Source organism: Ruegeria sp. BG10 (assembly GCF_056538575.1).
This window is the reverse complement of the sequence record NZ_JBQFTI010000008.1, coordinates 60,826-72,931: the sequence shown is the minus strand read 5'-3', so window position 1 is coordinate 72,931 and position 12,106 is coordinate 60,826. Positions and strand designations below refer to the sequence as shown.

Annotated in this window: 15 protein-coding genes; 2 read left to right on the top strand and 13 right to left on the bottom strand. The window is 53.5% G+C overall.

From position 1 onward, the window contains the following. Positions 1 to 502 precede the first annotated feature (502 nt). From ACR0D8_RS20865 to ACR0D8_RS20830, 8 genes are all read right to left on the bottom strand, one after another. Positions 503 to 1,075: a hypothetical protein gene (locus tag ACR0D8_RS20865; protein ID WP_480649461.1), complete on the bottom strand. Its 573-nt coding sequence runs from the start codon at positions 1,073 to 1,075 to the stop codon at positions 503 to 505. A gap of 79 nt (positions 1,076 to 1,154) precedes the next feature. After that, a complete protein-coding gene (locus tag ACR0D8_RS20860) occupies positions 1,155 to 1,289 on the bottom strand; it encodes a hypothetical protein (protein ID WP_480649460.1) in 135 nt (44 codons plus the stop codon). 673 nt (positions 1,290 to 1,962) lie between these two features. Next, on the bottom strand, positions 1,963 to 2,577 hold the full coding sequence (locus ACR0D8_RS20855) for an alanine racemase (RefSeq protein WP_480649459.1): 615 nt from the start codon (positions 2,575 to 2,577) through the stop codon (positions 1,963 to 1,965). Beyond that, entirely contained in the window at positions 2,574 to 3,773 is a 1,200-nt protein-coding gene (locus tag ACR0D8_RS20850; protein ID WP_480649458.1) for an N-acetyltransferase DgcN family protein, read from the bottom strand. Before ACR0D8_RS20850 ends, ACR0D8_RS20855 begins: the two co-directional genes overlap by 4 nt. 93 nt (positions 3,774 to 3,866) lie before the next feature. Further along, positions 3,867 to 4,721 (bottom strand): hypothetical protein, encoded by an 855-nt coding sequence (locus ACR0D8_RS20845; protein WP_480649457.1) that lies wholly within the window; start codon positions 4,719 to 4,721, stop codon positions 3,867 to 3,869. Further along, positions 4,711 to 5,064 carry a hypothetical protein gene (locus tag ACR0D8_RS20840; protein ID WP_480649456.1) on the bottom strand — a complete coding sequence of 118 codons (354 nt, stop codon included), beginning with the start codon at positions 5,062 to 5,064 and terminating at the stop codon, positions 4,711 to 4,713. The genes ACR0D8_RS20845 and ACR0D8_RS20840 overlap by 11 nt, the downstream gene beginning before the upstream one ends. Before the next feature lie 3 nt (positions 5,065 to 5,067). Further along, complete coding sequence (locus ACR0D8_RS20835) at positions 5,068 to 5,376, bottom strand: hypothetical protein (RefSeq protein ID WP_480649455.1); 309 nt, start codon at positions 5,374 to 5,376, stop codon at positions 5,068 to 5,070. Positions 5,377 to 5,822: 446 nt separating this feature from the next. Continuing rightward, positions 5,823 to 6,575, bottom strand: coding sequence for a Crp/Fnr family transcriptional regulator (locus ACR0D8_RS20830; protein ID WP_421597688.1), 753 nt, complete (start codon positions 6,573 to 6,575; stop codon positions 5,823 to 5,825). Positions 6,576 to 6,710: 135 nt separating this feature from the next. Between ACR0D8_RS20830 and ACR0D8_RS20825 the strand changes: the two genes are divergently transcribed. After that, the gene (locus ACR0D8_RS20825; RefSeq protein WP_480649454.1) at positions 6,711 to 6,944 is read left to right on the top strand and encodes a hypothetical protein; all 234 of its coding nucleotides are present in this window, start codon (positions 6,711 to 6,713) and stop codon (positions 6,942 to 6,944) included. 732 nt (positions 6,945 to 7,676) lie between these two features. After that, entirely contained in the window at positions 7,677 to 8,615 is a 939-nt protein-coding gene (locus tag ACR0D8_RS20820) for a class I SAM-dependent methyltransferase (RefSeq protein WP_480649453.1), read from the top strand. A 37-nt stretch (positions 8,616 to 8,652) separates the two neighbouring features. Here the strand turns inward: ACR0D8_RS20820 and ACR0D8_RS20815 are convergent, their stop codons facing one another. The 5 genes from ACR0D8_RS20815 to ACR0D8_RS20795 form a co-directional block, all read right to left on the bottom strand. Beyond that, entirely contained in the window at positions 8,653 to 9,597 is a 945-nt protein-coding gene (locus ACR0D8_RS20815; RefSeq protein ID WP_480649452.1) for a DUF6635 family protein, read from the bottom strand. A gap of 367 nt (positions 9,598 to 9,964) precedes the next feature. Continuing rightward, a complete protein-coding gene (locus ACR0D8_RS20810; RefSeq protein ID WP_170410345.1) occupies positions 9,965 to 10,438 on the bottom strand; it encodes a GNAT family N-acetyltransferase in 474 nt (157 codons plus the stop codon). Between the two features lie 76 nt (positions 10,439 to 10,514). Then, positions 10,515 to 10,886, bottom strand: a complete 372-nt coding sequence (locus ACR0D8_RS20805; protein ID WP_170410333.1) for a VOC family protein — start codon at positions 10,884 to 10,886, stop codon at positions 10,515 to 10,517. Between the two features lie 48 nt (positions 10,887 to 10,934). Continuing rightward, the gene (locus tag ACR0D8_RS20800) at positions 10,935 to 11,612 is read right to left on the bottom strand and encodes a methyltransferase domain-containing protein (RefSeq protein ID WP_480649451.1); all 678 of its coding nucleotides are present in this window, start codon (positions 11,610 to 11,612) and stop codon (positions 10,935 to 10,937) included. Between the two features lie 30 nt (positions 11,613 to 11,642). Then, positions 11,643 to 12,062, bottom strand: a complete 420-nt coding sequence (locus ACR0D8_RS20795) for a DUF6326 family protein (RefSeq protein WP_480649450.1) — start codon at positions 12,060 to 12,062, stop codon at positions 11,643 to 11,645. Between the last annotated feature and the right edge of the window lie 44 nt (positions 12,063 to 12,106).

The following is a 12,106-nucleotide window of genomic DNA, read 5'->3' as shown; positions in this document are numbered from 1 at the left end:
CGAATAGTACAAGCGGCGTGAATGCCTGCTGTCCGATTATGAATACTGGCATGGTTTAAGTGTGTGCATTAGGCGGCTTGAGCCCATATCACTACGCATAAGAACGGTTTGAGTCCAAACCGCGCGTACGCTTCGTCTTCAGCACCGATTACCGATCGGGTTCCACGTTAAAAGGCCCGGATCAGTACCAATAAGTTAAAATGGGATATGATCAAAGAAGCCGGTTGGCTGTCGTCAGTTCATCAGCGACGCCGAGCTAGCCCGGGGCTTACCGACACGCCGTTTCGCCACGCGTTCAACCCCTTGCAGCGTCGACAAATCCGCTCTCCGAACCCTTCACTCCAGAATGGCGTTCTGCAACGTAGGCACGGGCGTTCTTGCGGCACGTCGTTGTGGGCGCGAGCCATGATCGTATCTGCATCGTTGTCGAAGTCTTCCATCAGTTCTTGGCCTCGGATTCTGTTTTGGTTTACTCTGCAGCTGGAAATGAAAGTACCGAGTCCTATGCCTTGAGTTTGAAAGAGCTGCCCATTTCAGTCTGTCCTATCGGGCGGCCTACAATCCGAGGGGTCTTATTCGGACGAACCGGCATTCCGTCATTCTCGGCAGCTTGGACAGCGAAGGCATACCGAGAGCCGCTTCCGCACACTTGCCGCAGGGCTCGTTTACTTGATGATTTGTCGTCTGCTTCAGAAATGAACGAGCCCGAGTAGAGGTGCCGAAGTTGTGTCTCAGACACACCATCAGCTTCCATGATCAGCTGCACCATCGGATCGTCCAAAAGTTGGTCGAGCAGGAATTGTGACAACTCTTTCGCAGACAATTTATCTTTTGCGCGTGCTCTGTCCAAATCAGCAAGAGAAACGGTCAAGGTACGCGCCAGACCGGGATGAGATTTCCGTGGATGCAGACCGATTAGCACTGATGCTTTCCAGGCTTCTGGATCCAAATAATCTGGTGGTGCGGAAAGCTCAGTTTCTATTTCGTATTCGCCCGCCGGGAGTAATTCGTCGAAGCCAGGGAAAGTAAACGGCCTGGAAAAGACTGCGATTGTCTTGCTGACTATTTGTTCCATCTAAGTAGTTCTCCTTTGCTGATAGCGCTCGCTCGGAGATGTAAACAAGAACAAGCCACCCACTCCCGGCAGGGAATTATCAGTTTTGAGGTTTAGGCTTTGGTTTTTCGGGGACGACGTCAGGCGCTTCAGACGTAACTTCTTTTTTCGGTGCGCTCGCATCGTTTTCCTTCAGCGCGGCAGCCGCTCTGGTCGTCAGGTCTTTGAAAGACATCATTTTGATCCTTTGATTGTCCGCAACACCCACGAGCCCAGATGGGGTGTGAAAAGTGAATGCGGATACCACCAATATAGGCATTGATGGCCTAATTTACTACGCAAAGCTGTAGAATAAGACGGTTGACTTAGGTTTGGGTTTAATCGCCGACGATCTTGGTGCGCTACCTTCACTTCGAGTATGGGCGATCATTGTTCGCAGCGCTGATTTCTGCCAATGCGCTAGCACCACGGAAGACCTTTGCAACATCAGGTGCTGCCATGCTACGCGAAAGCGCGCTATACTTCATTCGTAGCTTCATCTCGCCACCAGCGCGAGCCGGACAATCAGTGGTTTCAACAACGATATGATCACTGGTGGCTCCGACGAACGTGACGCCAGCAGGGAAAACTAGACCCGCCGCATCGGTGTCCTGGAGTCCAATGGCAAGGATCGACCGAGCATTCGAAGGACTGTCTAAAGTCACACACTGCATTGAAGGTATAGGATAATTCATTTGCATGGGATTTGGATTTGATTTGGTCTTCGTTTCGATCACTTCCGCCCAAAGCGTAAAAACATCTGAGTAAAGCCCGTCGATCGCGTATCCCGATACGGGATCAGTTCCCAGCAGGATGGCCTCACCCAGACGCAGATTGTTGATCTTTCCGGTCGCCCCCGTTCCAAGCGCCTATAGCAAACTGGCAGAGCCGCCGCCTGACACTGTTTCCAGAGCGGGTCCACTTGCAAGTTCGGTGTCGACGGCAAGCGACGAAAGCATTTCCATTGCTCCTACAGAGGGTGCCACATGACCCAGACAGGCAAAGTTTGCGCCAACCCCCTTCAGAGAAATACCTTCCATTCTAAGAATTTGGGACACAGTGCTTCCAAGGTGTTCAGGCAAGATGCCTTCCCGCATATCCCCCATTTCCACCATCAGGATAATATTGTGAGTAATGTTCTTTCCCAGCGCATTGATGGCCAGGCTGGCGATAATGTCCATCTCTGTGTTGAAGCTGACATCGCAGTTATCAACGACTTGCGCGACCTGGCTCAGCATGGGTGTTCGGATCAAGGAAATGGAGCGCGAGATTCCAGCATTGCGCATACGCATGACATTGCTGATCCGCGCGTCTGCCAGCCCTGTCGCGCCACCTTCAAGCATAGCATTCGCAATCGCCGGATGACCGCAAACGGCTTTTGTCACACCTGTCACCGTAATTCCGCGGGGTCTAAGGTGGTCGACCAGGAACCGTGTGTTGTACCGGATTTTTTCTAGATCAACGTCGATACGCAGCTTGTTCATTCAATCGACCTTACAGGTGCGGGCTGCAAGTGCGGAAAGGCAGAAAGAACCATGTTCACCAAGTTTGATGAAGGACGGTTCAATGCGTCAGTGACCGGGAGGTACAATTTGCAGTTATAGTCTGTGATCGCCTTTGAAATCTCAACTTCATTCATTCCTTCATGGTTGATCGTCATGCCAATTACCTCTGTGTTCGCAAACGCCTCGATCAGGGTGATTTCATCGCAAGGATCGGGCATAGTCATGTTTGGGAAGTCGCATCGACGTTCTCGCTTAGGCGCGTGTTGAAGAATTACTGCATGTGGCTGACTGCCTCGAAGAATGAAGGCTGATGTGCAAAAGGCCGGATGGCTTAACGCGCCCTGACCCTCGATCACTATGACATCGGGGCGCTCACCTTCAGATGCCGCAACAACAGCGCGCTCAAGCTCGCCACAACAAAACTGCGGCGGTACCGAATCCATCGCGACACCATACTTGGCGCCCTGCATCAATCCTGTCTGGCCGGTGCCGACCAAAACTGTTTTGATCCCATGCGCGTTAAGAGCATTTGTCAGGATTGTCGCGGTTGTTCGCTTTCCGATTGCACAATCGGTGCCGAACACCGCGATGCGGATCGCTTGGACGTCGCCAACACTGCCATCTAGCAGGCGCAGGTCGCGATTGGGCCGCGGCTTGCGAATGTCCCGTATCGTGACATCGTGAATTTTGGCAAATCCGGCGAGCTCTTTATCATCACTAAGGAATTCATGCAGTCCACTCACGATGTTCATTCCGAGCGTTATCGCATCTACAACAACTTCGCGATCCTCAAGGGACATTCTTCCGCTGGCTGGCGCCATTCCGTAAATAAACGTGTCGGGGATTGTAGCTTCATTAGCGACAGCGGCATCAAGATCATCGAAGATGGGAACCTGATTGGCGACATTATCAAGCACTTTGCCACTGTCACAACCGCCATACGTGCTGTCGATCACCGAAAGAACGCGATAGGCCTGTGAATGTCGAACGAGACCATTAGCCGTCTTGCCATCGATCTTTGCGAAGTTTCCTTCGCAATACACAATTGCAGTCGGTGTATCTGTCACAAGTGTCTTGCGGTGAAGCTCTGGAATAACTGCTTGTGCAGGTGGTAGCTTTTGCGCATCGCTGGCACTGAACTGCTTGGCATCCGACGCAATAGGTACGGGTTTCATATCTGTTCCTTTTTGGAGTGTGAAACGCGCCGTCCTGTGTAAGAACGGGCGCAAATTGTGAAGTTTGGAAAAGTGGGCTCTCTGCCTGAAACCTCACTTGTTCAGAACACACAGCCCTTCTGACCGATGATAATTTCTGTGGCATTGCCACCCATTGCCGGATCGGTCGAGATGGGCATTTGCCGGTAGCTCGATTGCGTTGCAGCGATCACCGGACGCCTTGTAGCCACGTTCGCATTTCCATCCAACTCCATGGATCGCGTCATCGTAGAAAGCATTTTCAGGCACGATGACGGCATCGCACCTTCCGTCGCGCTCAAAATATCCACGCTCGCAGGTCCAGGGGCGCCCGCTGGTTGATGCGTTCAGAAAAGCGTTTTCCGGCACTGCTACTGCAACGCACGCTTCTCCGTCTATCTCGTAGCCACGATTGCAAATCCATACAGATCCATAAGTGCTGTTCGCTAGGTAGGCGTTGTCCGGCACCACGATTTTCTGGCAGCTATCGTCTACCCTTGTGTACCCACGCAGGCACCGCCACCTCTCACCTGATGGATCGAGGTATCCGCCCTCAGGCACAATTACTTCAATGCATGACGTGCCACCAACTTCAACAAAGCCATGTGTACATGCCCAGCCCGAACCATAGGTTCTGTTTGTCGGGTAGGCATTTTCTGGGACGGCAATGGCCACGCATTCTTCGCCTTCCAACCGATAGGACAAATCGCATTCCCAACCGTCGCCATACTTTTTGGGATGCGCGTTATCCGGGATCGAATTTGTTTCGGCCGATGCGGGATTTGATGAGATAAGGGAGCCCGTCAAGCAGCTGAAAACGCCAACAAACAGCGCCGTCATGAAGTGAGAGTAAAACCAGTGCTGACTTTTTCGATTTGACCTGGTGCAAACGGCGTTGTCCGAATGTTGAGTGATTGAGTTACGATCCATCCAGGTTCAGCCCCTCAATGCAGGCCTGCGCCAGATCTTTGTTAGGGGTTTGGGATCCCGGTACCGTTGCCCAGCCGGCTGCCATAACGGCATCCTTTCGCTTGAAAGAAGAAGCTTCTTTGATCGTAATTATTTTTTCGGCGCGTTGGGCGTCAGTTCTCGCCATGTCGACGCAGATCGGAACCAACGCAGCGATTACATTGTCGCGGGACATGGCGTTGGCCATCTTGTCCGCACCACCGCCGGTCATCCATCCACCCCAAGAAAACCCAACGACGCCTACGAAAACCCCTCCGACCACGGCGCCGTAGATTCCGGGTTTAAGCCATTCGGGCGTGTTCATAATCTATTCCTCCTGCGGGGAAAGCGCCGCATCGCTGTCATTGTTAGATGTGGCCAAGGCCTGGTCGTGCTTGAGCGCCAGTTCAAAATCTTCTGGGTCAATTGGGCGCATTTCCGTGCGGCCTGGCTTGCTGCCTTTGCCCTGAACTGTCAGGTAGGTTCCGGTTCTGCGATATGCTTCGAAACTCAGGCCCTGTAGTAGTTCTTCTTCAACGACTACTTCATACTCGCCTGCAGGAAGTTCATCCGGGTAGCCGGACAAAGAGAACGGATTTGAAAACGTCACCAAGGAACTGGACGATCTCGTGCTCACCTTGGTCCTCCATATAGTTTGTTGGATCTTCCCCGCGCAGTCTGCCGCGGTACACGCTCGTAAGCGCCGCGGTAGTACTGGCGTTGTAATTTAGAATAATGTGCAAATGGCAGACGCGCGCTGATCGATGTTAGTCTGCGACCAAAGACCTGAGATTTTGTTGGAATCTCAAATGCATTTGGTGCCCGAGGATCAGGTACTGCCAAAAATTGACTAACCTGCGTCAGTGCAACGATGTTTGGATTCCGGCAACCTGATGTGTGTTGGCGGGATATTTGCTGGCGTGTTCTTAACGAGTATTTGAGAAGCGCAGGAAATCCAGTACCGCAATCGGACTGTATTTATCTTGCGCTTCTTTTTCAGTGAAATCCCGAATCTACCGAAGCGAATGGCGTCTCTAACCAGGCAACTATCATCAAAATCCCGGCATCGCCCGAGGGGTGAACCTATTGCTTCAACAGTGGCCCGGCCTGATCCAGATAAGCGGGGTCAAAACCTGCCAACGTCACCAGTCCGTCATAATCATCAAATGCCACTTGCCCGGATTGAAAAGTAACCAGCCCCTTCTCCCGCAGTTGCCTTAGGACACGATTAACATGTACAGCACTCAGTCCCAGCGCATCGGCAAGATGGTATTGTGTCAGGGGGCAAGTGAATCCCGTCTTGGTTGCCATCCCGACCTGAGTCAGCCTCACACCAAGTTCTAAAAGAAAATGCGCCATGCGCTCACCCGCATCGCGCCGTCCTATGTTGACCAGGTGCTCAACCACCATCGCTTCATCTCGGGAGACCGCCCAAAGAATTGCTGTCGCCAGCCGGGGCGTTTGCGCAAATGCTTCCAGGAGATCATCCACTACTACCTCAATGGCTTGGATTTCCATAATTGGTTCTATGCTGTGATCCGAGGTGTGCAGCAGAACGCTCCGCAAGCCCAGAAAGTCACCCGGTATTTGGAAATCGACGATCTGACGCGACCCGTCTGTCTGGGTTTTGTAGGAACAAACCCAGCCCGAGGCCAGAATGTAGGCAGCCTGCTCTGATTGCCCTTGATGCACAAGATCACGTCCCGCTTCAAAGGTTCTGCGGCGTTTGTGCAGGCGTGCTAATACCGCAAGTTCAACCTCAGTCAGAGCGACGAAGTTTAAGAGCTTTCGGGTGAGTGGACTGTTTTTGATAGCGCGCAAGTGTTCTTCCTTCATCGATGAGCAGCCCGCGAAACTATCCGACGCCAAGACTGCTTTCGATCAGTTAAGTATACAGCAATCTATGCCAGTATGATGCAATTCATCGTGGCGCTTCCTTGCTTGGACGCCTGTTACAAAAGGACCTCTACCATGGCCGACCGGCAAGACCACTCAGGAATGGCCGCACTCTCAATCTGCGAAGCGCTTTTGCTTGCAATAAAAGATCGTGAGCTCCTGCCCGAACATGAGATAGTGGGAGTTTTGCGTGACGCAGCCGCTGCCCACGAAGCAGCGGTCGGCAATAACGATGAAAAGGACATGCACCAGGCCGCCGCTGTTCTGATAAACAAGATCATTGCTTCCGGCTATCGCGTTCGGCAGTAACGTTAATTTCCTGTCAGAAAAACAAGATTACGCTCGTCAAAAAAGCATAACAACAAATAGGAGCACTATTGGTGCCTCGTTCCTGATCAATTCAAACACGAAGCAGGAACCAAAGTTCCAATCTCTGCAATATCTCGACTTAATGAAAAATTCCACGACCGCGACTTACTCCCTCTTCCCCGCCACCTGCGTGAGCCACAACGAGAATTTGCTTACTGGCTGAAGGCCCGCATGGCCAGTCCTGCTGCGCTGCCTGCGACAACGCAAACGTTGGCTTTGTTCGGTGTCTAAGTTGCTGATCCTATGTGCCGCGAAACTAGAGTTTGATAGTATCGCATCATCATAGCTTTGAATGACCGGTCTGGCGACAACAGCTGCAACGCAGCGATGAATGCGCTGCGACAGCAAATCAATGCTGCGTCAGCAATTGCCGCAATCGCACAAGTCCGGTTTGTCCTGCGTTTTGTGAGTTCGATCGGTTTCAAGTTTCGCGTTCGCAGCGAATGCCCGGATCGAAGGGCCGCGCCACAGCATCTCGACCTGGTGGTGGATGTCTCCTTTGGGCCGTCTGCGTGGCCAGTTGACAGGGGGGGCAGGGGCCTGTGCTGCAACAACACTGAGGTCCGGAATGAGCCCGGTTAATTGTATTTGGGCAAAGCAGACTTCGTGAACCAATAGCCCCATTGAACGCAAAGTGATATTCCTAGATGTGTTGGAACAGGGAAGGCTAGTATGGAACACGTAGAGTATTCGTCAGGTCAGTATCCAATTCAGCATCGCAAGGGCGAGGTAGAGCGCCTGAAAGCCCAAGACACTGCTTTGTCGGAATCGACAATAAGGCTGCTTAAATCCATTGGTGTGACCTCGGGCTGGAAATGTCTAGACCTAGCCTGCGGCCCTGAAGGTATTACACATTATCTCCTTGAACTCGTTGGCTCCAGCGGTCACGTCACAGGACTTGATGGTGACGAAGAATTTCTCGCGATAGCGCGCGCCGACGCGCCCGATAATTGCGAGTTCATTTTGGGCGACGCGTATGCAACCGGTCTTCCGGACAAAACATTCGATCTGGTGCATATCCGATTCTTGGCAAGCACTGCGGGGAGTCCGGAGAAGCTTGTTGGCGAGGCAGTTCGACTGGTAGCACCCGGAGGCGTCGTGGCAATACAAGAAGCAGATTTTCACACGCTTATGTGCTATCCAGAACATCCGGCTTGGCGCGAACTGGCAGACATATTTGTCGCGTGCTTTCCTGATGGCGGCGGCGATCCCATCGCACATCGGCTATATCGGCTTCTGATGCGCGCCGGTCTCGAGAATGTTTGTTACAATCCGGTCCTCATTGGTACGCGTGCGCAGGATGCTTGGCGGGACTACATGCCATCAACCGTCGAGTCGATGAAAAAAAGGATTATTGATGATTTGGGTGTGCCAAAGGCTCATCTGGAAAAGTTGATCGCTGACGTCAGAGAGCATTTATCTCACCCAGAAACGGTATGGACATTCAATAGCGTGATTCAAAACATGGGGTCGGATGCCAAGCACATAATATTTAACCAAACGGCAGCTTTGTCCCTGCGACCCGGTCATTGCCGAGGTGGAAATGCTGCGCTCTGCACGAATGGCGCAATACGAAAGCTGCGCTGCGACGGTGAGGGGCACGATGAATGACTGGTAACGGCCCGAGCCTCGCCTCCAAGTCTGCGCGTCAGTTCCGGAAAATGCGGAATACGCCCGCACCGGCATCCCAGAGGTCCAAAAGCCGGGCGTAGAAATGCTCACGCGCGACGAAAGGGCTCTGTCCTAGCCCGGTAAGTTCCACCTCGAGCGTATCGATTAGACGAAGAAGGCGGCGGCGGTGAATGCCAAGGCGACTCTGAACAGGGTCGGCAAACACACCTGCGAACGCGGCAAAAACCGATCCGATCATGACAAGCCCCGCCATGGTGACGGTGGTAAGCCAGGGCGATGCGCCCGTCGGGAAAAAACCGTACCAAATCCCGCCAATTGTCTGACCCAGCGGAAACTCCGTGATAGCATTTGTGCTTGCCATGGCATCAGCAACACCCGGCGCCATCGAGATCATGCCCGGTGTTAGCGCCTGAAAGACCAGTGCACCGACAACAAGTGCACAGAGCACAGTAGTCATCTCGGCAACGGCAGACCGAGTAGCTGCATACTCGGAAATCGCACCCGCCATTCGATGGCCGAGGGCCTCCGCATCGGCCGCGCTCTCACGTTTTCGGATCATTTCGCGAAACTTCGGTGCAGCAAGGATGGCACGCGAAAGCTCGTCCGAACTACGAGCCGCAGCCCCCTGCACCAACGACAGTTGGAGAAGATCGGTCAGGACGCAGGCCTCGACCCTGCGCGCAACAGTGGTGCGCAGAAGGATTCGCCGTGAGGTCAGCCAGTCCGAGCCGCCACGCCACTGGGCACGGCGGCAAAGGTATGCCGCGATCCGCGTCAGCACCAGGATTGGCGACAGCACCACATTCATCGGGGCGCGCAAAATGTCCCAGCCGAGTGCCGACCGGTGAAGGAGAAGTGTTCCGGGCCAGGTGAAATGCCTTGCCACAAACACATCCACCTCAGCCCGCCGGTCCGTAAAGTATTCACGGACTTTCGGACGGACAACATTATCGACTGCCACGGCGGGGTTCGATAATGACCTCATGGCGGTGACCCGCGATCCCTGTCTTGTTGTGCAAGAAACGTTTTATACTGTTTCACGGCTCGGCATGCTAGCCGCTTAACTACTCTCTTCATATCTCATCAAGTGAGCATTGTTGTAAGAGGGTTGACGAGGCTTTTTGTTCACCAGTCCGTTTGTGCTATTACTTCGAACAGCACTTTTCAGGCATTGCTGTCGCTCAGCAACTCAAAATGTTGCTCTGTGCACAACGGCGGCATTCAGGAAGTCGACTAGTAACATCTGAAAAAATGTCGAATGTCGGTAAAGGGCCGCGAGTTACAACACACTCTGGAGCTGGCGATGTACCAGAAATCGGACAATGCTGTCACTCTGTCGCAAGTTGAAATTTGAGGAAGGTCGCGCCGTCATAATCGACTTCGCCAACCCGCCAAGCACCAAGTCTGTCGAGTGCCCGCAGGTTCGTGCGTGACGGTGGTAAAAGGAAGGTCACATACGGGATGCGTTCATCGGAAATTGCAAAGTCGATCGCCTTTCGCGAGATGCGCGGCCCGAGGCCAAACGTGTCGGGCCGCAAGACCAGTCCGAAATCCCACTCGACTCCTTCTTTTTGAAATCCACCCCAGCCGACATATCGGTCATCGGACAAAAATGCCCAATGTCCAAGTCCATCACGGCGCCAACACTCTTCCTTTTTGGCGACAAACCGCGCCACTGTCTCGGCATTCCAAGTAAATTTCAGAAGCGGCATATGCTCGGCCACACGAGGGTCGGACATGTGCGCCAAGATTTCGGCTGGGTCGATTTCCGACAATCGGACGAATTTTATTTCAGATCTCATTGCGGCGTCTTTCGATGTGCTCGTCGCTCATTATCCTCTGAACGCGATATTTCAGCAGCCAACTCTATGCCTGCTGTCACGCTGCGACATAGGCATTCAGTTTGTTGCCATCCAGATCCCGGAAATACCCTCCGTAGAAACCATGATCTCCGCGCGGGCCGGGGGGGCCCTCATCTGTTCCGCCAAGTTCGAGGCACTTGGCGTGAAGCGTATCGACGGCTTTTCTGTTGGTCATTTTCAAAGCGACCATCACCCCGTTTCCAACACTTGCCGGTTCCCCATTGAACGGACAAGCAAGGCATAACGCAGGCTCGGCCCGCGAGCGCCCCCATGCGGCCATATCGCCGTGTTTCCAAAGGCGGTTTGCGCCCACGCTTGAAAACAAGGCGTCGTAGAATTTCAGCGCGGCCTCGAAGTTGTTGGTTCCGAGGGTAACATATCCGATCATGCATGCTCTCCGTGATTCTGTGGGCGTTATTTTCTACTCTAAGCCCGGCTACAAAGGCGCCTGGGTTGCTGCGCCAGACCGCCTTGCAAGCAGGGTCGAGGCCGGACCATGGCTCGGAATTGCCCGCACTTCAAAATTTTCGAAACGCTCGATTGCCTGCATCAATCGGGAGCGGGATATAAACCGGCCAGTCCCGCGAAACAAAAGCGCTTGGCGCATTAGGCTGTCGGCAAAGCCACGGGCAGGCTCATCTGCGCAGAACGCGAGACAAAGCGCGCCGCCGGCTCGAACAACCCTGCAAAGCTCACTCAAAGCCAGATGGGGATCGGGGACGGTTTCCAAAGCCCAAGCACACGTCACAAGATCGAAGGTGCCATCCTCAAACGGCAAGGACTCCAACCGTCCTTGTATCTTTGGCACAGGAATGTCGGCGCAGCGCGCAAGCATGGCCACAGACGGGTCGAGAAGGGTCATCAAATTCGGCGGCATGCCCTCGGCAATCAATCTACGTGCCAGGTTGCCGGTGCCGCAGCCAGCGTCCAAAAATTTCGAATTCGGCAACGCAAGTGCACGCACCAGGCCTTCCAGGGCGGCCTGCGCCTCGCCGCCTGCATGACGCAGCCAGCGATGATGAAGTTTGTCATAGCGAGGTGCGAGTTTGTCATAAAGATCGACCGCATCGTCTAAAGGCGTTTCTGCCAACATCTCTTTAGTCCTATTACTCATTCATAGTGTCCGCGGTGCGCACACATTTTTTTACGAAGAACTTGCGTCGGATTGCGGCGCGGTGTGTTCGTGCTCGGGCCACGTCCATGCAGTCCAGAGAATTGCCATTAGAGCCACGATCTCGATAGCGAGGTGGAAGGTGTCATCCATGTCGGTGGGGGCCGAGGAAAGGAGCGTACCCGTCGTGACGATCACTGCAAGGAAGGTGACAGGGCGACCGATCCTGCGGGTTAGCAGGAGCGAAAAGAGCACCATCGCAATCGGCACCTGGACCAGGAAACCGCCGAGAAGCATCAGCCCTTCGGTGATCTCGATGCCGTTATAATGGCCTGTCAGCAGTGTCTCGATATGGGACGCGAGAACAAACTGGTGAATGTCACGAAAGATGATGTTGAGCAGTATGAATAGCCACAGGGCCGAAAGAAGAATATGGGGATCGAGCCGTCTCATTTTGGTGTCTTCTTTCTGTGTTTCTGGAGTTTGCCGGTATCAGG

What these genes read in the sequence shown, in the direction of transcription:
- ACR0D8_RS20865 (WP_480649461.1), bottom strand. Translation starts at nt 1,075, where the DNA reads ATGGAACAAATAGTCAGCAAGACAATCGCAGTCTTTTCCAGGCCGTTT.
- ACR0D8_RS20860 (WP_480649460.1), bottom strand. Translation starts at nt 1,289, where the DNA reads ATGTCTTTCAAAGACCTGACGACCAGAGCGGCTGCCGCGCTGAAGGAA.
- ACR0D8_RS20855 (WP_480649459.1), bottom strand. Translation starts at nt 2,577, where the DNA reads ATGAACAAGCTGCGTATCGACGTTGATCTAGAAAAAATCCGGTACAAC.
- ACR0D8_RS20850 (WP_480649458.1), bottom strand. Translation starts at nt 3,773, where the DNA reads ATGAAACCCGTACCTATTGCGTCGGATGCCAAGCAGTTCAGTGCCAGC.
- ACR0D8_RS20845 (WP_480649457.1), bottom strand. Translation starts at nt 4,721, where the DNA reads ATGGATCGTAACTCAATCACTCAACATTCGGACAACGCCGTTTGCACC.
- ACR0D8_RS20840 (WP_480649456.1), bottom strand. Translation starts at nt 5,064, where the DNA reads ATGAACACGCCCGAATGGCTTAAACCCGGAATCTACGGCGCCGTGGTC.
- ACR0D8_RS20830 (WP_421597688.1), bottom strand. Translation starts at nt 6,575, where the DNA reads ATGAAGGAAGAACACTTGCGCGCTATCAAAAACAGTCCACTCACCCGA.
- ACR0D8_RS20825 (WP_480649454.1), top strand. Translation starts at nt 6,711, where the DNA reads ATGGCCGACCGGCAAGACCACTCAGGAATGGCCGCACTCTCAATCTGC.
- ACR0D8_RS20820 (WP_480649453.1), top strand. Translation starts at nt 7,677, where the DNA reads ATGGAACACGTAGAGTATTCGTCAGGTCAGTATCCAATTCAGCATCGC.
- ACR0D8_RS20810 (WP_170410345.1), bottom strand. Translation starts at nt 10,438, where the DNA reads ATGAGATCTGAAATAAAATTCGTCCGATTGTCGGAAATCGACCCAGCC.
- ACR0D8_RS20805 (WP_170410333.1), bottom strand. Translation starts at nt 10,886, where the DNA reads ATGATCGGATATGTTACCCTCGGAACCAACAACTTCGAGGCCGCGCTG.
- ACR0D8_RS20800 (WP_480649451.1), bottom strand. Translation starts at nt 11,612, where the DNA reads ATGAGTAATAGGACTAAAGAGATGTTGGCAGAAACGCCTTTAGACGAT.
- ACR0D8_RS20795 (WP_480649450.1), bottom strand. Translation starts at nt 12,062, where the DNA reads ATGAGACGGCTCGATCCCCATATTCTTCTTTCGGCCCTGTGGCTATTC.